21 protein-coding genes are annotated in these 26,479 nt (G+C 28.2%); 15 read left to right on the top strand and 6 right to left on the bottom strand.

Annotation, left to right across the window (positions count from 1 at the left end; genetic code table 11):
* Window positions 1–181 precede the first annotated feature (181 nt).
* From ABDZ71_RS12030 to ABDZ71_RS12005, 6 genes are all read left to right on the top strand, one after another.
* Window positions 182–1,243 (top strand): hypothetical protein, encoded by a 1,062-nt coding sequence (locus tag ABDZ71_RS12030; RefSeq protein ID WP_343761892.1) that lies wholly within the window; start codon window positions 182–184, stop codon window positions 1,241–1,243.
* Window positions 1,244–1,618: 375 nt separating this feature from the next.
* Window positions 1,619–2,239 (top strand): TetR/AcrR family transcriptional regulator, encoded by a 621-nt coding sequence (locus ABDZ71_RS12025; RefSeq protein ID WP_343761891.1) that lies wholly within the window; start codon window positions 1,619–1,621, stop codon window positions 2,237–2,239.
* 194 nt (window positions 2,240–2,433) lie between these two features.
* On the top strand, window positions 2,434–5,007 hold the full coding sequence (locus ABDZ71_RS12020) for a PEP/pyruvate-binding domain-containing protein (RefSeq protein ID WP_343761890.1): 2,574 nt from the start codon (window positions 2,434–2,436) through the stop codon (window positions 5,005–5,007).
* Between the two features lie 254 nt (window positions 5,008–5,261).
* Window positions 5,262–6,632, top strand: a complete 1,371-nt coding sequence (locus ABDZ71_RS12015; RefSeq protein WP_343761889.1) for an NAD-dependent succinate-semialdehyde dehydrogenase — start codon at window positions 5,262–5,264, stop codon at window positions 6,630–6,632.
* Between the two features lie 41 nt (window positions 6,633–6,673).
* Window positions 6,674–7,396 (top strand): SDR family oxidoreductase, encoded by a 723-nt coding sequence (locus tag ABDZ71_RS12010; protein WP_343761888.1) that lies wholly within the window; start codon window positions 6,674–6,676, stop codon window positions 7,394–7,396.
* A 226-nt stretch (window positions 7,397–7,622) separates the two neighbouring features.
* Window positions 7,623–7,982 carry a MerR family transcriptional regulator gene (locus ABDZ71_RS12005; protein WP_343761887.1) on the top strand — a complete coding sequence of 120 codons (360 nt, stop codon included), beginning with the start codon at window positions 7,623–7,625 and terminating at the stop codon, window positions 7,980–7,982.
* Window positions 7,983–8,085: 103 nt separating this feature from the next.
* Here ABDZ71_RS12005 and ABDZ71_RS12000 read toward each other — a convergent pair whose 3' ends face one another.
* The gene (locus ABDZ71_RS12000) at window positions 8,086–9,438 is read right to left on the bottom strand and encodes a uracil-xanthine permease family protein (protein WP_343761886.1); all 1,353 of its coding nucleotides are present in this window, start codon (window positions 9,436–9,438) and stop codon (window positions 8,086–8,088) included.
* 344 nt (window positions 9,439–9,782) lie between these two features.
* On the opposite strand from ABDZ71_RS12000, the gene ABDZ71_RS11995 reads away from it, so the two are divergent.
* Together ABDZ71_RS11995 and ABDZ71_RS11990 are read left to right on the top strand one after the other, a co-directional pair.
* Complete coding sequence (locus ABDZ71_RS11995) at window positions 9,783–10,673, top strand: CPBP family intramembrane glutamic endopeptidase (RefSeq protein WP_343761885.1); 891 nt, start codon at window positions 9,783–9,785, stop codon at window positions 10,671–10,673.
* Between the two features lie 67 nt (window positions 10,674–10,740).
* Window positions 10,741–12,252 (top strand): hypothetical protein, encoded by a 1,512-nt coding sequence (locus ABDZ71_RS11990; RefSeq protein ID WP_343761884.1) that lies wholly within the window; start codon window positions 10,741–10,743, stop codon window positions 12,250–12,252.
* Window positions 12,253–12,345: 93 nt separating this feature from the next.
* Here the strand turns inward: ABDZ71_RS11990 and ABDZ71_RS11985 are convergent, their stop codons facing one another.
* Complete coding sequence (locus ABDZ71_RS11985) at window positions 12,346–12,873, bottom strand: TetR-like C-terminal domain-containing protein (protein WP_343761882.1); 528 nt, start codon at window positions 12,871–12,873, stop codon at window positions 12,346–12,348.
* 167 nt (window positions 12,874–13,040) lie between these two features.
* On the opposite strand from ABDZ71_RS11985, the gene ABDZ71_RS11980 reads away from it, so the two are divergent.
* From ABDZ71_RS11980 to ABDZ71_RS11970, 3 genes are all read left to right on the top strand, one after another.
* Entirely contained in the window at window positions 13,041–14,285 is a 1,245-nt protein-coding gene (locus tag ABDZ71_RS11980) for a glycosyltransferase (RefSeq protein ID WP_343761880.1), read from the top strand.
* A 286-nt stretch (window positions 14,286–14,571) separates the two neighbouring features.
* Window positions 14,572–15,270 carry a hypothetical protein gene (locus ABDZ71_RS11975; RefSeq protein ID WP_343761878.1) on the top strand — a complete coding sequence of 233 codons (699 nt, stop codon included), beginning with the start codon at window positions 14,572–14,574 and terminating at the stop codon, window positions 15,268–15,270.
* Between the two features lie 255 nt (window positions 15,271–15,525).
* Entirely contained in the window at window positions 15,526–16,308 is a 783-nt protein-coding gene (locus ABDZ71_RS11970) for a pseudouridine synthase (protein ID WP_343761876.1), read from the top strand.
* A gap of 466 nt (window positions 16,309–16,774) precedes the next feature.
* Here ABDZ71_RS11970 and ABDZ71_RS11965 read toward each other — a convergent pair whose 3' ends face one another.
* Window positions 16,775–19,267, bottom strand: a complete 2,493-nt coding sequence (locus ABDZ71_RS11965; protein WP_343761874.1) for a hypothetical protein — start codon at window positions 19,265–19,267, stop codon at window positions 16,775–16,777.
* A gap of 551 nt (window positions 19,268–19,818) precedes the next feature.
* Window positions 19,819–20,982: a MerR family transcriptional regulator gene (locus ABDZ71_RS11960; RefSeq protein WP_343761872.1), complete on the bottom strand. Its 1,164-nt coding sequence runs from the start codon at window positions 20,980–20,982 to the stop codon at window positions 19,819–19,821.
* A 370-nt stretch (window positions 20,983–21,352) separates the two neighbouring features.
* Here ABDZ71_RS11960 and ABDZ71_RS11955 point away from each other — a divergent pair, with 370 nt between their 5' ends.
* Window positions 21,353–22,054: a response regulator transcription factor gene (locus tag ABDZ71_RS11955; RefSeq protein WP_343761870.1), complete on the top strand. Its 702-nt coding sequence runs from the start codon at window positions 21,353–21,355 to the stop codon at window positions 22,052–22,054.
* Entirely contained in the window at window positions 22,054–23,448 is a 1,395-nt protein-coding gene (locus tag ABDZ71_RS11950; protein ID WP_343762438.1) for a HAMP domain-containing sensor histidine kinase, read from the top strand. The genes ABDZ71_RS11955 and ABDZ71_RS11950 overlap by 1 nt, the downstream gene beginning before the upstream one ends.
* A gap of 2 nt (window positions 23,449–23,450) precedes the next feature.
* Here ABDZ71_RS11950 and ABDZ71_RS11945 read toward each other — a convergent pair whose 3' ends face one another.
* Window positions 23,451–24,287, bottom strand: coding sequence for a CPBP family intramembrane glutamic endopeptidase (locus ABDZ71_RS11945; protein ID WP_343761868.1), 837 nt, complete (start codon window positions 24,285–24,287; stop codon window positions 23,451–23,453).
* Between the two features lie 290 nt (window positions 24,288–24,577).
* Window positions 24,578–25,102, bottom strand: a complete 525-nt coding sequence (locus tag ABDZ71_RS11940; protein WP_343761866.1) for a TetR/AcrR family transcriptional regulator — start codon at window positions 25,100–25,102, stop codon at window positions 24,578–24,580.
* Between the two features lie 241 nt (window positions 25,103–25,343).
* Between ABDZ71_RS11940 and ABDZ71_RS11935 the strand changes: the two genes are divergently transcribed.
* Window positions 25,344–25,694 carry a hypothetical protein gene (locus ABDZ71_RS11935; RefSeq protein WP_343761864.1) on the top strand — a complete coding sequence of 117 codons (351 nt, stop codon included), beginning with the start codon at window positions 25,344–25,346 and terminating at the stop codon, window positions 25,692–25,694.
* A 113-nt stretch (window positions 25,695–25,807) separates the two neighbouring features.
* Window positions 25,808–26,221, top strand: coding sequence for a hypothetical protein (locus ABDZ71_RS11930; protein ID WP_343761862.1), 414 nt, complete (start codon window positions 25,808–25,810; stop codon window positions 26,219–26,221).
* Window positions 26,222–26,479 lie beyond the last annotated feature (258 nt).

Genomic DNA, 26,479 nt, shown 5'->3' with positions numbered 1-26,479 from the left:
TTATGGTAAAAATTAAAAAGAAAATAACGATACTATTCTAGATAGATTTTGTTCAATATAAAAAACAAATTTTGAAAAGGAGGGAAGTAGAAAATATAAAAGATAGTTGCTGTAAAGTCGGTATCATATAATGTACTGGTATATCACTTTGTATATTTTGATTACATAGGGGGTTAAAATTATGAATATTGGCAGTACAACAAATTTAGCAAAAGTTAAGTTTGATACAAGTAATGCGTTGGGAATTAAAAATGCCAAAACTAAAGAAAAGCCCTATCCATATGAAATAACAATTATACCATGGGACGACATGTTTGATCAAAAATGCATAGGTAAAGATGGAAAAGAATTTAAAGTAGTTAGTTATTATAAGATTAAAGGAGAAGTTTTAAATAAAGATTATGTTGATGTATTTTCTTCTAAATCTCAAGGGAAAGATGTAAAGTGCTATGATTATTATGTAGAGAATTTTATAGTACAAGCAACTAGAAATTTCAGTGACTGCAGTAGTTTGAAAGATGATAGAAAATCACTAAAAAAAGGAATAGACAATCTTATTTTAGAGATGAAAAACAATACTTCAAAAGGCATTTCTAATAATATGGAAAACTTAAAAACTAAGTTTAATGTAAATGGAGTAGATTTCACTTTAAAAAAATTAATGGATTCTTCAAAGATTATGGATTATGCAAGGTCTGTTATGCCTGTTATAAGAAGTGGTTTATCTTATGAAGATTATGCGGAACTTGGAATAGTTAAAGGTAAGATAAATACCTATGGAGAAAAAAATCTAAATAAAGATCAGCAAAAACTACTTAACTTAAATATATCTGCAAGGGTAGAAAAAATTATAGCCTCAGTTCCACAAAGAATAGATGAGAAATTTATAAAAAATATAGTTAAGGATTTAGATAATAAATTCTATGGTATTAAAAATGTGCAAGTTGCTACAAATATAGAATATGCAAGAAAAATCATGAATACTTTTGAAAATGTAGATTATTCAAACATAAAAAGTTATGAAAAGGCTACAAAATCATACGGAAAGCTTATAACACCTGTATTAAAAGCAGCAGGTATTGTAATTATGAGTATAAGAGATGATTTAGCTGAAACAGTTGAGTATCAAATTAGTAGCTTGAAACCTTTAGCTGATGTAAGCTATGAAAATATTATTAAAACAGCTGATGAAGTTAGAAGAAATTGTGGAAATCCAAGAAATATAATAAATGTATGCAGATAAGTTTTAAAAATTTAATAATATAAAATTTATAAAAGAAGTAACTCAAATAGGGTTGCTTCTTTTTTTAGTTTAGGGGGGGAGTACTAGTACAAATGGTGTAATTTCTCTTTTTCCTTTGGAGGTTAAATTGTGGTTTATATTTAATGCAATTTGATAATTATTGTTTTGGTTGAGCAAGTGGAGCTTCTAATTAACCATGTGTGATTAGAAAGGCCAGGCAAGGCAGTGATAAAATTTATATTTCTATTTATGGGATAGAATTCTTTTAAAAAAAGTATTGACAGTTTCTGTTTGTAGAATGTATAATGAAAACAAATAGACAGAAAGTGTCGGTGACAAGACAAACTATACCAGATGGTTAAAGGAAGTGTGAAAATGGACAAAAAATATGAGCATATAGATATTAAAAATGATAAAGTTTTAAGAATAATAAATTCATCCTTTGAGGTTTTTGCAAAAAATGATATAGAGAAAGCATCAACTAATGCTATTGTTAAAAAAGCTGAGGTTTCAAGAGGACTTCTATACCATTATTTTAAGAATAAGGAGGATTTGTTTCAGTTTCTAATATATTTTTCTACTAAATTTATGGTAGATGATCTAATGAATAATCTTGGATTTAAAGAGAAGGATTTTATAAATCGTATAAAGGAAGCGGTTATTATAAAGTGCGAATTAATGAATTCCTATCCTTATATGATTGAATTTATAGAAAAATATAGAAGCAAGATTAATAGGGGTAACCTAAAGAAATATGTGGAAGAACTGTCACCAGGGATTATGGAAAAAATATATACACATAATTTAGATTTTAGCCCTGTTAAAGAAGACGTAGATATAGAAAAAATGAAAATGGTTATAATAGCTACATTAGGAGAAATTGTGCGAAACCATTGGGAATTAAGAAAAGATACAGAAAAAGAAATGGATATTGCTAAAATAAAAGAGGAATGCGATTCTTATGCAGAGTTTTTCAAAAAGCATTTTTATAAATAAGGTCATTCCTACAAATAGTAATTTTGTAGAATAGTAAGAGGCTGTTTTGATATTTCATAATAAAAACTTAAGGCTACATTGAATTAGAAGTAAAATACAATTAAATCATAGGTAAAATACAAGAAAGAGTATAGATGGAACAGAATTAAAAGTAAAATAAAAGCAAAACTATAGATAAAATAGGAGGGATCAATGTGAATAATAAAATTTATCATTTTGACAAAGCGGAGAATTTTATATTATCACAGGTTGGGGGGAAAGGTAAGGCACTTATAGAAACCTCAAAGGCAGGATTTCCCGTTCCAGGAGGATTTGTTTTAGCGGTAGAATTTTTTAAGCCTTGGCTTAAGGATATTAAAAGCTCTGATGAATGGAAGAAATTATTATTAGATACTAAAAAGGAAAGTTGTGATTTAGTAAAAAAGAAGGCAGAAAATTTAACTTTTACTGATAATCAGCATAAATCTATAAAGGAAGCGTTAAAGGAATTTAATAAGGATACTATTTTTGCTGTTCGTTCATCTTCACCGGAAGAGGATTTGGAAGGAACTAGTTTTGCAGGAATGTATGAAACTTATTTAGGTGTCACATTGAATATGCTAGAAAAATCAGTGGCAGCGGCATTTTCTTCTTGTTTTGATTTTAGGGTTATGGAATATAAAAAGCAAAATAAAATAAATTTAGAGAACACTTCTATAGCTGTGGTAGTTCAAAGACAGATAGCTTCTGATGTAAGTGGAGTAGGTTTTTCATTGAATCCTAGCAATAACTGTTATGATGAAGTTATGATTAATGCATCTTTTGGACTTGGAGAGAGCATAGTATCTGGAATAGTAACGCCAGATGCTTATGTTGTAGATACTGTAGATGAAAAGATTATAGAAAAGAAAATAGGAGAAAAAGAGAATGCTCTATGGCTTAAAGAAGATGGAGGAACTACTCAGAAAAAAGTAGATGATCCTAAAAAGCAAGCTCTTACTGATAAGGAAATATTAGAATTAAGCCATTTGATTAAAAAATGTGAAGAGCATTATGGTAAACCTATGGATACAGAATGGGCTTTTGAAAAAGGAAAACTATACCTTTTACAGTCAAGACCTATAACAACCTATATCCCATTATTCCCTGAGATTGTAACAGAAAAAGGTGAAAGAAAAAAAATATATGTTGATATGATGATAATGACTCAAGGATTTTCAGAAAGCATGTCTGTATTAGGTATAGAGCTTTGGAGTAAAGTGGTGTATGTAATAAAAAATGGACTTATAAATCCAGCAGCAGATGGAGTTGCACCAGCTTTACATGGTAGACAGTATATCAATGTATCAGGAATGTTAAAATCTTGGGGTAAAGCCACAACTAACAAATTTTTAAATGGTTATGATGAAAATCTAAATAAGATATTTAAGGAGATAGATCTTTCACAATATAAGTTAGACAAAAAACCAGAGAGTTTGAAGGGTTCTAAGAGAGCTATGGCAGGAATGGTTTTTAAAATGATACCATCTGCTGCTAAAGCGAAATTTTCAAATTATAGAGATGCTATTAAAGATTATAATAAAATGGCAGAAGAAATTTTTGCCCATCTTAGAGAATTAAAATTGGATAAGGATTTTGATAAGATAGTTGAGTCTTTAATGAAAGATACTTATATTGCAATGACTACTTTTGGTGTTGTTATGGCTGGAATGGGAGCTTTTACAGCTATTAAAAAGATGTTTAAGGGAAAAGACGTAGATAATGAAATAGTAGCTTTAGGTATGGATTTAGAAGGAAACCCAACTAGTGAAATGGGATATATGCTATTTGAACTTGCATCTTTTAATGAATTCCAAAACACTAAATCAGGAGAGGAATTTGTAAACAAAATTAAAAAGAGAGCTTACTCAAAAGAGTTTATGGAACTTTATGATGAGTATATAAAGAAGTTTGGAGCAAGAGGATTTATGGAGATAGACGTTGCTTCAAAAAGAGTGTATGAAGATCCTTATTTATTGTATGAAAAGCTTGTTAATATAAATATTAATGATAGTCAAATAACAAAGGTTAAAGAAAAAAGATTAGAAGCTTATAATAAACTTTTAAAAATAGCAAAGGAAAATGGATTCCAGAAGAAATTTAAAAGACAAAGTGATATTTATCAAGCTACTTTTGGATACAGAGAACATCCTAAGTATATAATTGTTATGATATGTTCAAAAATTCATGAATTGCTTTTAGAGTTAGGAGAAAAGCTTGTTAAAGAAGGTAAACTTGATGAGAAATATCATATATTCGACCTTCACATTAAAGAAATTACAGTAGCCCAAAAGGGAGAAAATATAGATTTAAGAGCTATTAGAGAGAAAAATTTAGAGCCATATAAAAAGGTTGAAAATGTTAAGAATTGGCCTCTTGTAATAGACAGTAGAGGAAAGATATATAATGCTAAAATTGATCCTAAAAAAGGAGATTTAGTAGGTTCTGCCATAGCACCAGGGGTAGTTAGAGGAAAAGCTAAGGTTCTTAAAACTCCTTATGAAAAACCATTAAATCCAGGAGAAATCTTGGTTACAAAAGCAACAGAACCATCATGGACACCAATTTTTATAAATGCAGCAGGGGTAATAATGGAAATAGGTGGACCACTTCAACACGGCGGAATAATAGCTAGAGAATACGGTATCCCTTGCGTAAGTGGAATGATGGGAATAATGGATGTTGTAAAAGATGGGGATATGCTTGAAGTTGATGGTAACAATGGTATCGTAAAAATAATCAAGGAATAGGATTTTTATATAACTTTAGCTGATATGCTATTACAAAAAGAATAATAGGTGAAAAGTAAAGCTAGCTTGATACATTAATGTATTAAGCTAGTTTTTTTATGTGATCATAGACTTTATATATGTGTAGGGAATTTGTTTGTATAAAAAATTATAAATTTTTTAAAAAAAACCCTTGACTTAGAGTTAACTAGAAGTTATAAACTCTAGTCATACCAATGAACAGACAAAAATAATTAAAGAAAAGGAGAATTGAAATGGCAATCCAATCAAAAAATCCATATACAAACAAGGTGGAAAAAATATTTGAACCAATGTCAAATGAAAAGATTGATGAAGCGATACTAAGAGCAGATAAGGCTTATAAAAAATGGAAAGAAACATCTATTTCTGAACGTGCAAAGCTTATGACAAATGTTGTTACAGAGTTGATGGCAAATCCTAAAAAATATGCAAGTATCATGACAATTGAAATGGGCAAGTTGTTAAGAGAAGGTATTGAATGGGAAATTCCCAACTGTGCTGATATGTGTGAATATTATGCAAGAAATGCTGAAAGGTTTTTAGCACCTGAAATTATTGAGGATGTTAAAGAAGGAGAAGCTTATTTAGAAGCTCATCCTATTGGTGTTATTTTTGGAGTAATGCCATGGAATTTTCCCTTCTATCAAATTATTAGATTTATAGCACCTAATATTATGGCAGGGAATGTTGTGCTTTTTAAACATGCATCTAATGTGCCGCAAGCAGCTCAAGCAGTAGAAAAATTATTTTTAGAATCAGGATTTCCAGAAGGTGTTGTAACAAATTTATTAATTACATCAAAAAGTGCAGAAAGGGTTATTAAAAATCCTATAGTACGTGGGGTGTCATTAACTGGTAGTGAACGTGCTGGAGCGGCTGTTGCATCTTTAGCTGGAAAGAATCTTAAAAAAGCAGTTATGGAACTAGGGGGAAGTGATGCTTTTATTGTACTTGAAGATGCGGATCTTGATAAAGTCGCAGAGATTGCAATAACTGCTAAAATGTTTAACTCTGGTGAAGTTTGTACAGGTTCAAAGCGTTATATTGTTGTTGATTCTGTGTATGATGCATTTTTAGAAGGATTTAAAAAAGATATGGCAAAAATGAAACCAGGTGATCCTATGGATTTAAATACAGATTATGCACCAATGGTAAGTGAAGAGGAATGTGAAAAATTATTAAATGACATTAAACAAGCTATTGAGCAAGGGGCTACTTTAGAAGTTGGAGGAAAAAGAGAAGATTTAGAAGGTGCTTGGTTGAAGCCTACTATAATTAGTAATGTTACTAAAGATATGGATATTTATTATAAAGAACTATTTGGTCCAGCGGCTATGGTATTTAGAGCAAAGGATGCAGAAGATGCTGTTAGAATTGCTAATGATTCACCTTTTGGGTTAAGTTCAGCTATTATGAGTGAGGATATTGAGAATGCTAAAAAAATTGCTTCAAAAATTGAAAGTGGGGTAACATTTATTAATAGTTTTACAATATCAGAACCTTGTTTGCCTTTTGGAGGGGTTAAAAACTCAGGATTTGGAAAAGAACTTGGAAAAGAAGGAATGGAAGAATTTATAAATAGAAAGTTGATTCGTGTTTTATAGAAAAGATAAGATTATAACTGGATTTTGGGGAGGAATTAATGATGAAAAAATTAGTAGTAATTACAGGGGCAAGTTCCGGATTTGGTATGGCAATGGCTAAAAAGTTTGCAAAAGAGGGTTATCCATTATTACTTTTAGCAAGAAGAGTTGAAAAAATGGAAGAGATGAATTTACCAAATACAATCTGTAGAAAAGTAGATGTAACTGATTTAGAAGGATTTGAAGGGGCAGTAAGAGAAGCTGAAGAAAAATATGGGAAAACAGATTTGATTGTGAATAATGCAGGGATTATGTTGCTTGGAAATATTGAAACACAAGATCCTAGGGAATGGAAGAAAATGTTGGATGTTAATGTTATTGGCGTAATGAATGGTATGAAAATTGTTATGAGTGATATGAAAGAAAGAAAATCAGGAACAATTATAAACTTCTCATCAATTGCAGGGGTTCAACCTTTTGGAAATCATGGAGCTTATTGTGCAAGTAAATATGGTGTAACAGGATTAACTGCAGTTGCAAGAGGTGAAATGTCACCACATAATGTTAGGGTATTATCTATTAATCCAGGAGCTGTTAATACTGAACTACTAGGACATACAACAGATGAAAATATTATTAAGGGCTATAATGAATGGAAAGAGTCAGTTGGTGCTATAAATATTACAGCTGATGATGTGGCTACTACAGTTAAATTTGCTTATGAACTACCACAAGCTGTTTCTCTAAGAGAAATTATTATCACAGATACAATGCAGGATGCTTAATAATAAAAGTTTATAATATAACTTAGGTATATCAAATATCTATTCATTTCTATATAAACTTAATATCAAAAATATATTTAACATTTAAGAAATGGTATATTTTATATTAAGGAAGTAAATAGAAAAGAATTCATTATATAAATTGACTTTTTCAAGTTTTTTCTATTATGCTTATAAGTAGGTTATAATAACATTAATAGTTTTTGTAGTAGATAGGAGTGAACATATGTATAAGATAAAGGAAGCAGCTTCCTTGACCGGTGTATCTTCCTATACCTTAAGGTATTATGAAAAAGAAGGTATATTACCACCTATTGGTAGGGATAGCGGTGGTAGAAGAATTTATACTGAAGAAAATATTGCTTGGATTGAGATAGTTACATGTTTAAAGCAAACAAATATGCCTGTTGCACAAATTAAAGAAATAGTTAGACTCAGCATTATAGGCGATGATACTATTGAAGACAGGAAAAAAATCCTTTTAGAGCATCGTAAAGAAATGTTATGTCGAGTTGATGAACTTAAAAAAGGTATTAAGAAAATTGATAAGAAAATTGCTTATTATGAAGGGGCAATAGATTGTTAATTATATATAAACTAAAGAAGCTTTCCATTAGTAAAATACTAGTGTAAAGCTTCTTTTTAAATGTTTCTAATATATTTATATATGTTTATTATTAGGGGCTTTTTTATGCATCGGAGTTAACATTTTCAGAGGTCTTAGTGGAAATATTTTTGGATTTATCTTCTGGGAGTATAAGGTTTAAAATTATAGCAACTAATGTAGTTACAACAACAGAAGATTTTCCAAAGATAGATATAAACCATGATGGGAATAGGCATAGTGAATCAGGAACTTGGACGATTCCCATTCCTAGAGCAACTGAAAGTCCGATAACGGCACAATTTCTCATGTTAAGGTTACTAGAGGCAATCATTTTAATTCCTGTCATTGTTATTACGGCAAAGACTGAAATAGTGGCGCCACCTAGAACACATTGAGGAATTGTTGTAAGTATAGAAGCAAACTTTGGAATAAGTCCTGTTAAAATAACGATAAAAGACGCGAAAATGAATATCCATTTATTTACAACTTTGTTTACAGTAACTATACCAACGTTTTGGCTATAAGTTGCAGTTGGCATACATCCAAAGAAAGAAGAAACAATACCTGTAAAACCAAAGCCTATAATTCCGTGAGAAAGTTCTTTGTCAGTAGGAAGTCTATCTAAACCACCACCTGTTGTAGCAGATAAGTCACCAATAGCTTGAACAGAATTTACAACATACATAATAACCATAGATACTATTGCAGTAGTGTTAAAATTGATACCAAAATGCATGAATTGAGGAGCTTGGAACATGCTTGCTTCTCTAACAGCATCAAAAGATACCATTCCAAGGAATATAGAAAGTATATATCCTACAACCATTCCTATCAAAATAGATGCAAGTTTTAAGGTTCCTTTAGAAAAATGATTAAAAAATGTTACAACAGCAAGGGTTATCATTGCAACTGCCCAATTTTTAGGAGAACCAAAATCAGGTGAACCTGCACCGCCGGCTATATATTTAATAGCAACAGGGTAGAGGGATAAACCTATTGAAAGTATAACGGTACCTGTAATAAGTGGCGGAAAGAGACGAGATAATTTTTTTAGAAAAATACCAAATAATATTGCAACTAGACCACCTACTATTTGAGCTCCAAATATTGTGGCTATGTTAAATTCACCAGCTATAGCAGTTAGGGTAGGGACATAGGCAAAACTTACTCCCATGATTATAGGTAATCTTGAACCTATAACACCGCCTATTGGGAAGATTTGAATCAAGGTAGCGATACCAGAAAAGAATAGTGAAGCTTGAACTAGTAAAACTTTATCAGTAGGACTAAGTTTTGCAACGCCTGCAACAATAAGTGCAGGGGTAACACATCCTACGATCATAGCAACAACATGTTGAAGTCCAAGGGGTGCAACATTTTTTAAGGATGGTTTCCCATCAAAGGTAAATAAGGCTGAATTTTCGTTAGGATCCATAATAATACCTCCTGAAGTTAAAAATTTTAGTTATAGAAATTTTTTAAAAAAAATCATTTATAAAGTTAATCGTATACATTACATATAATTATACAATAAATACCAAAAAATATAAAGTTTGGAATGAAAGTTTTTTCATTTTTTATAATAGTTAGAATATTTTGGCTAAAGTTAAAGTAGGATATCTTGAAATTTCTTTGCATATATATTTATGATTTGATTTCTTAAGACATTTTTAATGTATGATTAAGTTTTTAATAAGTTAAATATAGTATATTAATTAAATAATAATAATATTTTTATACATGCAAAAGATAAGATTAATATGAAATAGGAGGAATTATATGTTTTTAAAAGAGACTCAATTGGTTAAAGAAGCAAAAAAATCAAGATATTTATTCAATGTGTTTTTAACATTATTATTTGCCTTGATTTTTTTGTTTGTAGGTCAAATGTTAGCTGCACTTATTAGTGGTGCTCTGAGGTTTTCAGAGCTTCTTACTAGCCCTATTAATAAGATGTTATTACGATTAATATTAGGTTTTCTACCTATTACTTTACTTATATTTGCCTTTGTAAAATTTATAGAAAAGCGTAATGTTTCAAGTATGGGTTTTTATAAGAATGGATTTGTTAGAAAATATTTTAAAGGATTTATGGTAGGAGTAGCAGCATTTAGCTCAGTAGTATTATTACTTGCAGTAACAGGACATATAAAATTAGTAGAGGTATTCAATGCTGACAAAATAATAATATTTCTTATGATTTTGCCTGGTTGGATGATTCAAGGTGCAACAGAGGAAATATTAGCAAGAGGTTGGCTTATGAATGTTTTAGGGGCAAAATATAATGTTACAGTAGGTTTAATACTTTCCTCTTTATTTTTTGGAGTTTTACATGGGGGTAATCCTAATGTAAGCTATGTAGCAATTATAAATTTAGTTATAACAGGGATATTTTTTGGACTATATGTAATAAAAACAGAAGACTTATGGGGTGCTTGTGGAATACATGCTGCGTGGAATGCATTTCAAGGTAACTTTTTTGGATTTGAAGTAAGTGGTATGGATACAGGAGTTGGTAGCATAATGAAACTAAAATCTATTGGTTCAGATTCATTTACAGGAGGAGCATTTGGACCAGAAGCTGGAATAGCATGTACTATAGTTATATTCTTAATTTCAATATTTTTAATATATAGAATTAGAAAATCATATAAAAAAGCTACTGTATAGATATTGTAATTTATGATGAGGTTGCTTAAAAAACTAATTTAATAGTTTAATATTAGGAGGATATACAATGAAGAAAAAGTCGCTGTTTTTATTAGGAATTCTAAATATTGTAGCATATTTTTTTATGATTCTAAATTCAATAGCTTTATCAGTAGGGGGATATTTTTTAAAGGATACTTTCGCTATTTATAATAAAAATAGTTTTATACTATGGGCAGTTACAATTATATCAATTATTATGTTTCCGATTATGGTAAGAACAATTACTTTAGTAACTAGAGATGATATAGATATAGACAAAGGAAAAGGAGGATTTAAAACTCTTTGCATTCTAACTGTGTTAATGGTTGCAACTGGAGTTGGAGGGTTATTTCAATTAATATTAATGATTCCATTTTTAGTTATTTTAAAATTAAAAGAAGACAGTTCTAAAACTAACTATAGTATTTTCATTTTTACTTTGATTTCCATTTTCACATATGGATATTTGATTGGTGGAATGACCGGCGAACTATTAATGCTTTTAGTTATTTTACCAATAGGAGTAATTTTATTTTTATCAAAAAAGGATTTCTTTGTTGTTAAATTTAGATTTTCATTATTAAGTATTGCTGTTGTTGTAGCTTTTATTGGAGGGTATTTTTATACTCATATGAAAGTAATTGAACCAGATAGTGAGTTTACAAAGAGGTATAAAAACATAGAAAAACTTAAAGAAGAAGCAATAAAAGAAGTTGATAAAATGCCCCTTGAATCTTTATATATTAAAGACAATTCAAGGCTAAATAATTCTCCAAATGTTATTTTATATTTTACTGGTGGTGCAACTACAAAAGTTAAAGATCATAGAGACGACTTTTTTGATGATTTGCCGGATAATGTTGATATTGCAGATATAAATCAAACACAGTTTGGGCGTCCGTTTGATTTTGCAGATGGAAAAACGAGTGACGATAAATTATTAAAGACAAGTTTAGTAAATGCTGCTATTGCCCAAAGACTATCTAATAAATTTGCTTCAGAAGGTAAAAAAGTAATTCTCGCAGGTCATTCATATGGTGCCTTATTGGTTCCTTTCACCTTAACAAATTACCCAGAAATTCAAAAAGATTTAGTTGGTTCAGTAATGATGGCTGGAAGATTAAAAATGCCAGAAAAGGTTGCATTGAATTTTAATAAAGGTAATATTTTAATGTTTGATAATGAAGCAGGAAGTAAGGTAGAAAAAATTATACCACTTTATTTAATCAATAATTTTGAAGAAAAACTTAAGCATGCTTTTTCTGCTCCAGTAAATTCACAAGATGTTTCAGGTTATATAAGATCATTTACTAATATGGCAGCAGTTAATTCAATGGTAGGTGGAATAGATTATACGAAGAAGATGAGTTTAAAAGATACTTTGAAATTTATTGGAGTTTATGCTACGAACGACGAGGCAGTTGGTACACTTACCCCGGAAGAAATTGAAACAATAAAAAAATTTGGTGATGTAATAGTAGTTAAAGATGGTACTCACCAATTAAATGGTCTAGAAGATAGATTAAATATTAAAATAAAAGAAATATTTAATAAATAATAAAATAATTTTATATAAATGAGCCTCATGGGTTAAAACCTAGGAGGCTTTAATTGGGTTTAGAATTATTTGATAAAAGTAAAATCAATAAATTTATGTGTAAAGTAGGTTGTCTGTAAGATAAGAAGATACTCCGTTATCCATTAATTTTCCTGTTAGTTCAAGAAGTTTTTCATTAGATAAGTTTTTTCCTTTAGAAAGCCAATACTCCATTATTCCAATCATTGCTGAAAGGGTGTATTCTATTACAAAATCAAGTTCTTCACTATCAACTTTTGATCCAAGTGTGGTATAAATTGCATTTTTAGCTGAATCTTTTAGTTTTCTTATAAATTGTGGGTCTCCCTTTTCTCCTAATAATACTGAATAATATTTTTCTTTTTCTTCAAGCATTTTAAGAAAACTGTCAATTGGCATACCAAAATTTTGGTTTGCTAACTTAATTGGTGGCAGTGCTTTTATATCTGGCAAAAGTTCTTTTTCAATTTGGTCTAAAACATCGTATATATCCAAAAAGTATTCGTAAAATGTACTTCTATTAAATCCTGCTTTTGTTGTTACTTCTTTTACAGTTATTTTTTCAATTTTCTTATCACAGTAAATATCCCAAAACGAGTCCATTATGCGCTTTTTAGTCATGTGTTTTTTATCATTAACTTTTTCCATAATATCATATCCTTTCAATCCGACAATTGTAATAACATTGTTGGTTGATTACACTTTTTCTCTTTGATATATTTATGGTACAACACGTTGTTGGAAAAAACAATAAGAAAGAGGATAAAATTATGATTACAATTTTATGTAATGGTTCTAGAGGAGATATTCAACCTTATGTAGCTTTAGCTTTAGAGATTAAAAAGCAAGGTGGAAAAGTTAGAGTAGTTACCGGAAAGAGTTTTAAGGATTATGTTGAAAGCTATGGTGTGGATTTTTTACCTTTAAGTGCTGACTATAAATCTATAGATTTAGATCCAAAATTTATAGAAGATGCACAATCATCAGATAATCCTTTAAAGATGCTTTTAGTATTTAATAAGATGAAAAAGTATGCATCCTTTGTTACAGAGGAAATGTATGATTTATGTGATGGTAGTGATGTTATTGTATATCATCCCGGTTGTACAATTGGTTATTTTGTAGCTGAAAATATGGGTATACCATCTGTACTTGCTTCACCTTTTCCAATGCACAGGACAAAAGAGCGAGCGTCTGTTGTTACCTATGGCAGATTTAAATTACCAAATAAACTAACATATAAGCTTTTGCAAGGTATGTTGTGGATGATATCAAAGACAAATGTAGTTAGCTTTTTTAAAAAGAAATTTGGAGAATTACCAAAAGGATTTGGATGTCCCTTTGAAAGAGTTGATGAAAAGCATCCTTCAATTATTTCATGTAGTAATCATGTTTTTTCAAGACCTTCTGACTGGAATACTAATATTTATCAAAGCGGATATTGGTTTTTAAATGAAAATAAAGAATACAATCCAGATAAAAAACTTAAAGATTTTTTAGATAAAGGTGAAAAACCTATTTATTTTGGATTTGGTAGTGTATTTAATGAAAAACAAAAATATCATGTTTTTAACATTATTAAAAAGGCATTAGATAACAGTGGAAAGCGTGGAATTATAAGTGGAATGGGTAACTTTGAAAACTTGCCAGATAATATAATTACAATTGGAAGTGTTCCACACACTTGGCTTTTTAAAAAGGTAGCTGCCGTGTGTCATCATGGTGGAGCAGGAACTACAGCCGCAGGATTTAGTGCTGGTGTGCCAAGTATTATAGTACCATTTTCTAACGACCAATTTGCTTGGGCTCATAGATCATATGAATTAGGGGTAGGATCAGAGTCTATTTCAAGAAAGAAATTAACTGAATCAGCTTTAACTAAAGCAATTAAATATGCTCTTTCTGAAGAAGTTAAAGTTAATGCAAAGAACCTTTCAGAAAAAATGGCAAATGAAAATGGATTGATGGATTGTACAAGAATTATTATTGATTTAGATAAAGGAAAAGGTAAATAGATAGATTTGTGTAAAAGCAAATCTATCTATTTTTTAATAACTAGGTTATATTTTTAAGTAAGATTTATATTATATAATAATTGACATTTTTTATATTTTTTGCTAGTATGGGTTGGTGATATTTTTAACAAAATATGTAAAAGTAAAATGGAAGTGGTTTTTATATGTAAGAGATATTTTTAAAATTATAGTAAGGTTATAAATTTAATTGTTATATGTTAAGGCGTCGGTGTTTTCGTACTTATGTAATTCAGCAGAACTAGACAATTAATAAGGAGAGTATAAAATGATTAAATTAATAAAAAACGAATTTAAAAATTTTAATTTTAAAAAATATATAATAGGTGTAATTATAGCTAATATTGTTTTATTAGGATTTTTAAGTATAATAACTTATCCAATGAAATACTTAGGATTATATTTTATATTAGATTATAAAAATATTTTTACTTTTATAGATAGTTTGGTTAGAGCAATATTTATGATGTTTTCAAGCGTACTTATTTCCAATATTATTATTAAGAAATTAAAAAATAATAAAAAGGCTTTAATATCCTCGGGTAGAATGGATAGAGAAAAGGTAATTGTGCCTAAGATTATTTTTATTGTTCTGTTAACTTTTTTAACAATGATATTATCAAATGTTTTTCTAGAGGTTAGTTTTTATTTTATAGATAAGAGTAACAATCTAGTACCTAACAAATTAAATGTATATATGATAGAGATAAATACTATAAATATATTTATCTATGCAATTACATCAACTCTTATGAATTTAATATCTATGTATTTAGGAATAGTTAGAGAATCAACTTTTGTAACTATTTTAACATCTATTGTTTTAGTATGTGTTGTTTGTTCTTATAACAATGGATTTTCACTAAATTCTATAATTATAATTCCACTATTACTTGCAACTTTAGGAGTAATATCTGCATATTTATCAATAAAACATATAGAAAATTTAAAAATAGCAAAACAATAAATCTATAAACATTTGACTCTTAATGTATTTCAACTGACATTTATGAAAGTAGACAGGAATTAAATCAAATTACTTATTATATAGAAGGAAAGCAGTCCTTTATGAACTTATAAAAAAGTTTGTTAAAGGTGCTTTTTTTTTATACTATTTTTACACTATAAAGTGGTGAAATGATATAATATGAGCTGGTATAAAATATAAAAATAAAAAATACATAATAGAAACGCTTAACAAAAGAGAAAGAAGAGAGAAACTATGAGATTAGATAAATTTTTAGCAGAATCAGGAATAGGTACTAGGAAAGATGTTAGGACTTACATAAAAGATGGAATGGTGAAAGTTAATGGAAAAGTTATTATTAAACCAGCAATAGATATAGAAGAAAATAGGGATATTATCCTATATCTTGATAAAGTGGTTAAGCATATTGGAAAAGTTTATTATATGTTCCATAAGCCAAAAGGTTGTATTACTGCAAGGAGAGATGAAAGTCAAAAAACAGTCCTTGATTATTTTAGCAAAGAAAATATGAAGGGTATTTTTCATGTTGGAAGGTTAGATAAGGATACAGAAGGACTTTTGTTACTTACTAATGATGGTGAATTTGAGCATGGACTTATGTGTCCCAATAAACATGTTCATAAGAAGTATTATTTTTGTGCCTTAGGTTCATTAGATGAGAATGATATAAAGAAACTTGAGGAGGGGGTTTTAATTGGAAAAGGTAAGATACTTACAAAGCCTGCAAAAATTAAAGTAGAAAAAATTGGGACATGTGAAGATTTTCAGGAGCATATGGGTATTGAAAAATTTAGTAAAAAGGATTTAGGATTATACAGACAGCCAGTGGTTTCAGGATATCTTACTATTTCAGAAGGGCGCAAACATCAGGTGAAACGTATGCTAAAGGCAGTAGGGTGTTTTGTTGTTTATTTAAAGAGAGTTTCTATTGGGAATGTATTTTTAGATGAAACATTAGAAAAAGGAGAGTATCGATTTTTAACAGATAGTGAGGTTCAAATGCTATCTATGATGTAATTATAGGGGATTAGTTTTAAGTTAATATAATCTTAGCTAAATCTTTAAGATATAAAATATAAGCATATCCACCGACTACTTTTAAATTAACATAATCTTAGTTTAAGGGGTAAATGTTATCTATATTGTAATTGTGATTTAGTCTAAAATTAGTTTATTTTAATTAGAAAATATATAAAGGGCTTATGAAAATATAAGCTTTTCATAAGCCCTTACTTTTTTATATTATAAAATTAAGATTAGTTTTCAAAACTTTGATATATAACTTTTCTTTTTTTTATAATGTTATCCATATAATTAAATTATAAGGTTTTTACAGGTGATTGCCCTTACTTTTTTATATTATAAAATTAAGACTAGTTTTCAAAACTTTGATACTTGGCTTTTCTTTTTTATAATGGTACCCATATAATTAAACTATAAGTTTTTTTACAGGTGATTATCCTTGCTTTTCTACATTATAAATTTAATTAGAGGCGTTTTTAACGTTTGATGGAGTTATGAATTTTTGATTTTCTTCTATAGCAATTGGTGCGTATCTTGATGTTTTAACTTTAAGATTTTTATTAAATTTAAGAGTTAAATCTAAACCTGATAAAAATTCTCTTTCTTGATTTACTAATCCATCAGCATTTAATATTTCAAATTCTTCTACTAATTGATATAATCCAACGGCTGAGTTTTTATCTATACTTCCAAAATCATGTTCTATACCTTTTTGTATTTCTTCTGAAACAGAGAAACTTCTTTCAAAAGTTGATTCAAAACTTCTTGATACAGAGTCAGATTGTGAGAAAGTACCACTAACTGAGCCTACATTTTCTACTCCAGCACTCATTCCAAATTCTGAACTTATACTTGATTCATTTCCTAACATTTTTGACAAAGATCTTGTTACAGATTCTTCTTTTCCAGTGGATATTGAAGCGCTTACAGTTACGTTATCATCTGTTCCATTGTCTTTAGAAGATTCTAATCTTTCCCAATAAGTTCTGTTTACTATAGTAGCGCGAGTTGAAATAACTATACTAAAAAGCTTACTGCCTGCAGCTAGCTCGCCTGTATCTGGTACTTTTGAAAAGTCGTCTACAATAGTTCCATCATTTGTTGCAAATTTAACTGAACGACCAAAACTTGGTTTCCATATATGTTCTATTATTTCTTTTACAAAAACATAATTATTTTCTTCTGTTTTATCTAAAAATACTACTTCGTTATCTCTTATTTGTGTTCTTCCATTGCATATAATATCAATTACTATGTTGTTAACTTGTGCTTCTTTTTCTCTAACTTGTATTTTATCTGGAAGACCTGTATAAAACCAATTAGGATTTTGAACTATTTGAATTTCTGGTGATTTATAATATTTTTCTGACAGTATATTTTGTTTAGCTTTAACTATTTTATCAGTCATTTCTTGAACTTTACTATTTTCAGGGCTTAATTTTAAATCATCTAGTAGATGAACTCTTATATATTCGCAATAATTTATTACTTTAATTTTTTCTTCGTAATCTTTCATACCCTTTAAGGAGTCTAGTTTTAAATTAAGTGTTCTTAAAGAAGTATCTAAATTAGATTTTTGTTTCATTTCATCTATAGCATGATTAACATTATTCATATAAGGACTAGAATCTGATATTTTAAGAGTATTTTTGAAAAAGTCTTTAAGAGAATATAATCTTTGGGATGCTTCATATAAATCTTTAAAGTAATTTTCACAATTAGAACCATTCATTCCTCTAATAGCATTAATTGAAGCATTGATAAGTGGGAATATAGCTTTATCTATTCCTTTATCTATATTTTCTTTTAGAGTTGTATCGCTAGTTTTTTCTTTCAAAGAAAGAGCGAATTTTACACTGTCCATAAGTTCGTTGTAAGCTCTAGTAGCCTCATCTTTTGATGCATAAGTATATTCGCCTTTAGCTATAACGTCATCTATTGATTTTAATGCAGCATCTACAGGAGCGTTTTTTCTAGCTTCTTCTATAGCGCTATCTAATCTTTTTATAGCACTATCTATTCTTACAACGTCTCTTTCCTTAGGCATTATATAAAAATTTTCTATAAGTTCGCTTCTGATTTTTACAGCTACTTTTTTTGCATTTTCTAAAGTATCTAAATTTTTAGTTGGAATAGCTTTATTTATAACGTCTATGCCATAACTTGCCTTTATTTCTGGTAAAAGTCTATTAGCATCTTCAATAAGAGTATTTATGTTAGTTATAAGTTCACTTTCTACTTTGAAATTATATTTTGTGATTAATTCGTTTTTAGATGTCTTTGCGAAATTTATGGCATCTAGCAATTTATCAGGACTTTTTTGTTCTATTGCTGTATTTATCTTATTTTCTATATTTTTTTCATATATTGAGAATTTGCTATTTTGAAAGTTATTAAGAGCTGTTTCTATTCTTTGAATGTAACTTGATGAGGATGACAATTTTTCATTGTTAGTTAAATAGGATTTAGCATCATTAGCTAATTTTATTGCAACGTCAACGTTTTTGGCATCATTGTTTTCTTTTATTATATTTAATGCGTTTTCTACTAATATTGTAGTTGAAAGATGAAGCTTGTCTATAACTTTATTAATTTTATTTACATAGATACTATTTTCACTAAATCCTAGGTCATTAATTATAGTATTTCTAACATTTTTAGTAGAACTTATATAACCTTTTATTGAATCTAGCTCCTTTAAAAGAGTATTATTTTCAACTAGTACATTAGTTTTTTCTTTATTTCCATTTAAGTCTCTTTCCGCAGTTTCATCTTGCATGTTTATAAGAGCATCTGCAACTATTCCATTATCTTCATTGTTTTTTGATGATTGTATATTTTCCTTTGAGGCAGTACTTACCTCTTTAGCATGTACATTACCGGTTTTTACTAGCGTGGTAGTAGTTAATACACCAGCTAATAATATAACTGCTTTAAGTCTTTTGTTTAACATTTAAATATTCCCCCTATTTATTAAGTTTTGTATGAATTTAATAAATGATTTGTAATTTGATAACCTTTAAATATTTAAAGTTGAATATAGATTTAAGCGTTAAATAATTATGTCAATGTACTTATTTTCTTATTTGTGCAATTAATTACTTTTAATTATAAAAAATATATATTTTTCTAATATTATACTATAATGCTTTAATTTTTCTACATATTTTTCAATAAATTTTAATAATATACATATATTTAAAATAAAATCCATAATATTTAATTATTGTACATATAATTTCAAAAATATGTATAATAGAGTTTTAATTATTATATAATTTTTAAATTTAAAATAGACAAAAAAATAACCAGGGCAAAAGTGCACTGGTTATTTCATAAGAATTTCCCTTTTTATATTTAGAAATTTTCATGATAAATTAATGATATAGATAATATATTAGTCTAATTTATCAGTGAAAATCATTGTTTATAAGAGCTATTTAGTAATAGGCTATATATAGGTGTATTTACATTATTATCTATTTAACATATATTATTTAATCTTTACTTATTGTTTTCACCGTAAAATTTAAAAGCTTCTCCAAGAAACGTAGATGTTCCTTTGCCGTATTTTTCATCGGTTGTTTTTATAAAATTAGAATCGGACAGATAGAAATGGGCTAAGGAACCAAAGTAGTTATCGCCTATATCTATTTTGCAAGTTTCTTGTTGCTTTTTGTTTATAGAGTCTATTTCCTTAATAATCTGTTGTATTTCTTTTGAATGAGGATCTTTAGTGAAATCAGACATAAGATTTTCATATAGTATTTCCCTTCTAGGTTTGTTATCTCCTAAGTAATTTTTAAGAGATTTTCCAATGAATTTAGATGCTCCTTTACCATATTTTTTATCAACTTTTTCTATCCAATCTGGATAAACTGAATAAAGGTTTATCATGCAGTACCAGTGCTCATCACCATTAACCATGTTGAAAGCTTCGTAATCTTTTTTAGCTATAGTGGTTATTTCTTCAGCAATTTTTTGAATATCCTTAGAAGAAGGGTCTTTAGTTAAATCTGAAGTAAGTTTTTTAAATAATTCTTTTAACTTAGGGTGGTTATCTTTTAGAAAATCATTTTTAAATTCTTCATATTTTTCTGATAAGTTTAACATGTTACTGTTATTTAGATTTTTCTTTGTAGCTTCAGCATATTTTTTTATACTTCCATATTGTTTTATAGCCGTTTTAGCTAGTTTATCTTTATTAGATTTAACTTTTTCAATATAATCATTATATTTATGGACACTTCCCCAGAGTTTAATTACCTTATCCTCATGTTCTGTTTTAAATTCTTCCAATACGTTAAAATATTCATTCATATCAAATTCTTCAAAACTCATAGTGTTTTCTCCTTTTAATGTTTTATTTATAAGATCTATCAAATTATTTAATCTGTCTCTCTTTAAGATGATTAATTTTTTCTGCTTTTCTAGTGATTTCATTTTGTCAAAGTGGGCACTATTCATGATATCTTTAATTTCTTTTAAAGGAATATGGAGCTCTTTGAAAAACAAAATTTGCTGCAAGGTTTGGAGGGCTTCATCATCGTAAAGTCTGTAACCTGCTTTTGTAAAATCTGTTGGTTTTAGTAGCTCAATTTTATCGTAGTGATGAAGCATTCGTACGCTAATTCCTGTCAAATCTGAAACTTGTTTTACTGTTCTCATTATTTAACCTCCAAGATTTAATTTAGATATATCAATAAAATACTCTGCCGGCTATGAGTTTTTAGCAATATATTGAATTTCTATATTTATATTACACTATGACATTGTGTTAGGGTCAATAGGGTTTTATTATTATATAATAAAATATTTCAATTGTTTTAGAGTGTTTTAAGGATTCTTACTTATTAATAATAGATTAGATTTAATATATAGCTTGATAAAGAAGTATCAGATATTGTCTTAAGTATTGGTGATTTAGGTTTTCTATATTTATTATATTTTGTATTAATTGAGAATTATTGACGATATATTTTTAAGCTTGTAATATTAGTATATATGATAAGGTTTAAGGGAAAGGGTTGAAAAGACAATGAATGTGTTAGTAGCTGAAGATGAAGAAAATATTAGAGAACTTATTAAAGAACATTTAAGGAATGAAGATTATAATTTATATTTTGCAAGTAATGGACAGGAAGCATTAAAAATAATGAGGGAAACTGAAATAGATTTAGGTGTATTTGATGTAATAATGCCTTATTTAGATGGATTTAACCTTTTAAGAAAAGTAAGAGAAAAAAGTAATATGCCAGTGATTTTTCTTACTGCACGTGGAGAGGAAATGGACAAAGTTTTAGGATTAGGGCTTGGGGCTGATGATTATATTGTAAAACCCTTTAGTTTTGCTGAATTAAAAGCAAGGATACAAGCTCAATTAAGAAGAAATTATTTATATAAAAAGCAAAAGGATGAAAGTGAAAATGTATTAATAAGTAAAGACATTAAATTGGTTAAAGATGAGTGCGCTGCATATAAAGGCAATAAACAATTAGATTTAAGTACAAAAGAATATTTGATTTTGTTACTTTTAATGGAGAATAAGGGGAAAGTATTTACTAAGCGTCAAATATATGATGCAGTATGGAAAGAAGATTTTTTGTTTGATGAAAATACTGTTATGGTTCATTTAAGTAATCTTAGAAGCAAGTTAGATAATAAAGGTGGTAGCAAAAAATACATAACAACCATTAGAGGAATAGGGTACAAATGGAATAAAGATGAGGAACAAAAGTGATGAAAAAAAGTATTTCAAGAAAGCTTATGAAAAATTATATATCAATGTATATATTAGCATCTGTATTAGTAATTTTTGTATTTATTATGTTATTGAGTTTAAGCAATGTTTTTAATGATTATAGGGATAATAATTATGCTAAGCAGTTAATTAAAGATGATTATAATAAAATTGATACAAAACTAATTAAAGATCATAATGGAACTATTTTTGTTGTAAATAAAGATTTGAAAGTTGTACCGATATGGGGAGAAAATTTGCCACAGAATAAGAGTTTTACTATGTCTAAGTGGACTGATTTTATTAATAAAATTGATGAAAATAATAGAGATTTCAAATGTAGTATTGAGTATAATGATAAAAATAAATTTTGGCTTATTGTAAAAATGCCTGTTGCTGTTAACTTTTTATTTAATTTTAATATAAATAGGGCAAAAGGAGTATTACCAGAAGCCATGCTTATTTTAGCAATATTATGTTTAACTTGTTTCTTGATTATTTTAATTTATGTTTATATATATTCAAAATTAACGTCAAAATATTTTATAAAGCCCTTAGATATGTTTTGTTATATGGTAAAAACATTAGAAAAGGGAAACTACAGAGAAAGATTACAAATTTATAAAAAGGATGAATTTGGAGCATTATCTGATAGTTTTAATAAGCTTGCAGATTCACTTGAAAATGAAAAGAGACTTAGAAAAGAAATAGAAGAGAATAGAAAAAGGCTGATTTTAGATATATCTCATGATTTGAAAAACCCATTAACAAGCACTATGGGAAGTTTAGAATTGTGTTTACAAGAGAATAATTTTAAAAAGCAGAAACACTACTTAAAAATGGCTTACGATAATAGCATAAGAGCAAAAGCTTTAATTAATGATTTATTTGAATACTCGAAAATGGACAGCGAAGAATATAAGCTAACTTTTGAGAAAATTGATTTATGTGAATATATGAGAATACAAATTGCAAGTGAGATAGATGCCATAGAGGAAGCGGGCTTAATAAGTGAATATGAGATACCAGAAAAAAGTATTTATGCAGAAATTGATACAATCCATTTTGGAAGAGTAATTCATAATTTAATTACCAATACAATTAAATATAATAAAGTAAACACCAAAATTAAAATTTCACTAAAAGAGATAGATGAAAATATTGAAATAATAGTACAAGACAATGGAATAGGTATTGATAAAAAATTAGCAGTTGAAATATTTAATAGATTTGTAAGGGAAAATAAAAATACCCAAACCAGCGGAACCGGCCTGGGCCTTACTATTGCAAAGAAAATAGTTACTATGCATAATGGAACGATATCACTAAAAACAGATATTAATAGGGGATGTAGATTTTTAATAATTATCCCTAAGTCTTATAATAATCCATAATATTATATGTTAATTTTACTTTTATTGTTGTTATTAAATTTAGCTTTTCTTAATAAGAATAGTGCCCAAATAAGAAAAGGTAAAAATAGTAGCAAGTTAGAAAAAATATCTTTATAGCTTACTGGTGTTTGGATTAAGGATTGTAAATAAAGTTGTGGTGATTTAATAAATAAATATCTTGTACATCCAGTAATATCTATTAATCCATGGAGTAGCATTGGAATCAGTAAAGTATTACATCTTAAGTATAAAGCAGTAAACAAAATACCTACAATTGAGGCATAAATAAGTTGATTTAAGAAATTTATTAAGGGTACTGTACCCTTTAATAAATGGGTTATATGAGAAAAACCAAAGATAAAATTTGAAAGGAATAAAGAAAAATAAAATCCTTTAGTATTTGACCCAAATTTATTATTAATTAAGTTAAATCCTATACCACGAAATAATATTTCTTCAAAAAATCCCGTTGATAAAAATGCAAAAAAGTAAAGTATAAATATAATTGGGGTATCTGTTATAAATTTTAGTTTCATTTGTTCAGATGTATTAATTATGATTAATAAAAAGAAAGGTATAGTTATCCATAAATCTTTTATAGGTTTAGATAAATTCATATTAAATGTGTTGGAAAAGCCTAGTTTACGAGCTATGTACATAAAAAATCCAAAGCTGCCCATTTGAAGAATAATGATAGAGATCATTAAAGCAAATTCATAGGGCATAAAATTATAAAGAAGATTTTGCAGTGGCAAATCCGTAATTCCATTAGCAAATACTATAAGTATTAGTGTTGATAAAATAGGGTGTTTTTTTATTAGTGTAGTTGATTTATTCATAAAATTACTCCTCATTTTAAATTTAGATACATAAAATAAGTAAGCTACTAGTAGATTATTTTTTATGTGCCTTACTTCAAGTGAATTATACAAGCTGAAATTTAAGTGGATTTTATGTGAACCTTAAGTTTACATTAAGTAATTTTATAGAATAAATGTTCAAATGATATTATAGAGGAAAATGTATCTATAATTAAAATATATATGTAAAATTCAAATATATAGAGGAGTTCAAATATGTATCTATAATTTAAGTATATATCTAGAATTTAAAAGGAAAATATATTCTATTAAAGTACCTTTAATCTATAGATAATATCTAATACTTCAGTTGCTATATCTTTATAGGATTCTTTCATTCCATTTTCTATCCATAATTTTGTAAGCGTATCAATTCCCCCTGCAATAAAGGCATTTTCGTAGGGAGTACTTACCTTAGGTAGAATATCACTAAAATGATGTATGTTCCTTGCCCCTATAGTTTGAAATAACTTATCTAATTTGTGATTTTTGGCAAGGATATTTGTATAGGGTGATTCCTGTAAAATCTTGAATCTTAAAACTAGAAGATCCATTAAGGTTGGATTTTCCTTTTTCTTCATTGCATCTAGTACTTTAGATAAATTACGGTCAAAACCAAAGAGGATAATATCTTCTTTTTCCTTGAAATGGCGATATAAGGTCATCCTGACAACTTGAGCCTTTTTAGCAATTTCAGTCATGGTGATATCTTCAAGATTTTTTTCTAAAAGAAGATCCATAAGAGCTTTATAAATCATTTCTTTGGACTCGTTGACCTGCTTGATTCTTTTCATGTGACACATCTCCCTTATATGTATAAGATAGTTTGAATCTATTGCGCCCTATATAGCACTAGTATATACTAAATTTATAAATGTTACAATGTATCTTTTAGCATAAAGGAGGTTAATTATGAAAAAGATAATTGAAAGAATATTTCCAAAGGTTATTAATAATGAATTCAAAGGGTACAAGATAGCCCTTTACGTATTTTATGCTTTGACGGCGGTAACTATATGGAGAAGTCAGCATCATATGTTTTCTCCAGATGGCGGTGCACAAAGCATTGCAACTATACCACTTGATGCTTTTACGGATAAAGGTTCTGCTGCAGTTATAGGGATTTTCAGTTTATGGGGACTTTCCCAGCTGATTATTGGGATAATGTATTTAGTTTCATCTATAAGATACCGTTCTATGATTCCAATGTGGTATTTACTAATGTTTATAGAATATCTTTTTAGAGGAACCTATGTATCCATGGCAAAACCAGTTCCTACTATTGGAACAGCACCAGGGGCAAAGGGAAACTTACCTCTCATGATTATTGCATTGATTATGTTTGTATTATCTGTTATGACACCAAGAAAAGATAAAAAAATATAGTTTTTAGATGATTTAGAAGTTAAAAATTAAACTCAGCATAAATTTTAATGTTTTACTTAAATATGAAAAAAAGGTGTAGCACAAAAACTTTTGGTATATAAGGAGGAAAAAATATGTTTACAAAAGAAAAGTCTTTAAAAATTGCAGTGGTTACATTAATATTAGTTGCTTTCCTTGATTTGTTTAGAGGATTTATGCATACATTTAACATTTGGTATGCATCCCAAAATATTGCTCATATGACTCAGACTCCGGATACAATGTTTCTTATGAATACATTTGGAATTAGTAATTTATTGACAGGGTGTATATATCTTTTAGTAGTTAAAAAGTCAAAAGAACTAGCACCATATTTATTGATAATTATACCAGCTGCTTATGTTATTGGGCTTATAAGTGCAAACTTAACTGGTATATCACAAATGCAAGTATCTAAGTGGAATGGCCAATATATGATGTATGTGTATCTATCAGTAGTTGCATTGGTAGGAATAAACTATTTCGTGGCTTCAAAGAGGAATGCTTAACGTGATAAGTTATGTTTTAAAGGGGTATTTTTAATAAAAAATCCTTTACCTATTTTAGAATAGTAGAATGCTGTTTTTAAAAAATAGAGTAAAATGAGTGAAAAATAAGGTTTTGTGATTAGAAATAAATGTAAATTATTACCAAGGAAATATGTTATATGCGCAAAGATTTTTATTATGCAAATTTTCTTTGAAAGATGGTAACTTTTTATTGTGTAGGAAAATATAAAATTAAAAATTGTAAGGAAAAAATAGAAT

It is taken from the genome of Clostridium oceanicum (assembly GCF_039521385.1).
In the GTDB taxonomy this organism is placed as follows: domain Bacteria; phylum Bacillota; class Clostridia; order Clostridiales; family Clostridiaceae; genus Clostridium_F; species Clostridium_F oceanicum.
Note: the sequence above shows the minus strand (reverse complement) of the source record. Positions and strands in the feature narration are given on the sequence as shown.

What these genes read in the sequence shown, in the direction of transcription:
- ABDZ71_RS11940 (WP_343761866.1), bottom strand. Translation starts at nt 25,102, where the DNA reads ATGAAAAGAATCAAGCAGGTCAACGAGTCCAAAGAAATGATTTATAAA.
- ABDZ71_RS11980 (WP_343761880.1), top strand. Translation starts at nt 13,041, where the DNA reads ATGATTACAATTTTATGTAATGGTTCTAGAGGAGATATTCAACCTTAT.
- ABDZ71_RS11935 (WP_343761864.1), top strand. Translation starts at nt 25,344, where the DNA reads ATGTTTTCTCCAGATGGCGGTGCACAAAGCATTGCAACTATACCACTT.
- ABDZ71_RS12025 (WP_343761891.1), top strand. Translation starts at nt 1,619, where the DNA reads ATGGACAAAAAATATGAGCATATAGATATTAAAAATGATAAAGTTTTA.
- ABDZ71_RS11950 (WP_343762438.1), top strand. Translation starts at nt 22,054, where the DNA reads ATGAAAAAAAGTATTTCAAGAAAGCTTATGAAAAATTATATATCAATG.
- ABDZ71_RS12015 (WP_343761889.1), top strand. Translation starts at nt 5,262, where the DNA reads ATGGCAATCCAATCAAAAAATCCATATACAAACAAGGTGGAAAAAATA.
- ABDZ71_RS12005 (WP_343761887.1), top strand. Translation starts at nt 7,623, where the DNA reads ATGTATAAGATAAAGGAAGCAGCTTCCTTGACCGGTGTATCTTCCTAT.
- ABDZ71_RS11955 (WP_343761870.1), top strand. Translation starts at nt 21,353, where the DNA reads ATGAATGTGTTAGTAGCTGAAGATGAAGAAAATATTAGAGAACTTATT.
- ABDZ71_RS12000 (WP_343761886.1), bottom strand. Translation starts at nt 9,438, where the DNA reads ATGGATCCTAACGAAAATTCAGCCTTATTTACCTTTGATGGGAAACCA.
- ABDZ71_RS12010 (WP_343761888.1), top strand. Translation starts at nt 6,674, where the DNA reads ATGAAAAAATTAGTAGTAATTACAGGGGCAAGTTCCGGATTTGGTATG.
- ABDZ71_RS11995 (WP_343761885.1), top strand. Translation starts at nt 9,783, where the DNA reads ATGTTTTTAAAAGAGACTCAATTGGTTAAAGAAGCAAAAAAATCAAGA.
- ABDZ71_RS11970 (WP_343761876.1), top strand. Translation starts at nt 15,526, where the DNA reads ATGAGATTAGATAAATTTTTAGCAGAATCAGGAATAGGTACTAGGAAA.
- ABDZ71_RS11960 (WP_343761872.1), bottom strand. Translation starts at nt 20,982, where the DNA reads ATGAGAACAGTAAAACAAGTTTCAGATTTGACAGGAATTAGCGTACGA.
- ABDZ71_RS11965 (WP_343761874.1), bottom strand. Translation starts at nt 19,267, where the DNA reads ATGTTAAACAAAAGACTTAAAGCAGTTATATTATTAGCTGGTGTATTA.
- ABDZ71_RS11930 (WP_343761862.1), top strand. Translation starts at nt 25,808, where the DNA reads ATGTTTACAAAAGAAAAGTCTTTAAAAATTGCAGTGGTTACATTAATA.
- ABDZ71_RS11945 (WP_343761868.1), bottom strand. Translation starts at nt 24,287, where the DNA reads ATGAATAAATCAACTACACTAATAAAAAAACACCCTATTTTATCAACA.
- ABDZ71_RS12030 (WP_343761892.1), top strand. Translation starts at nt 182, where the DNA reads ATGAATATTGGCAGTACAACAAATTTAGCAAAAGTTAAGTTTGATACA.
- ABDZ71_RS11990 (WP_343761884.1), top strand. Translation starts at nt 10,741, where the DNA reads ATGAAGAAAAAGTCGCTGTTTTTATTAGGAATTCTAAATATTGTAGCA.
- ABDZ71_RS11985 (WP_343761882.1), bottom strand. Translation starts at nt 12,873, where the DNA reads ATGGACTCGTTTTGGGATATTTACTGTGATAAGAAAATTGAAAAAATA.
- ABDZ71_RS11975 (WP_343761878.1), top strand. Translation starts at nt 14,572, where the DNA reads ATGATTAAATTAATAAAAAACGAATTTAAAAATTTTAATTTTAAAAAA.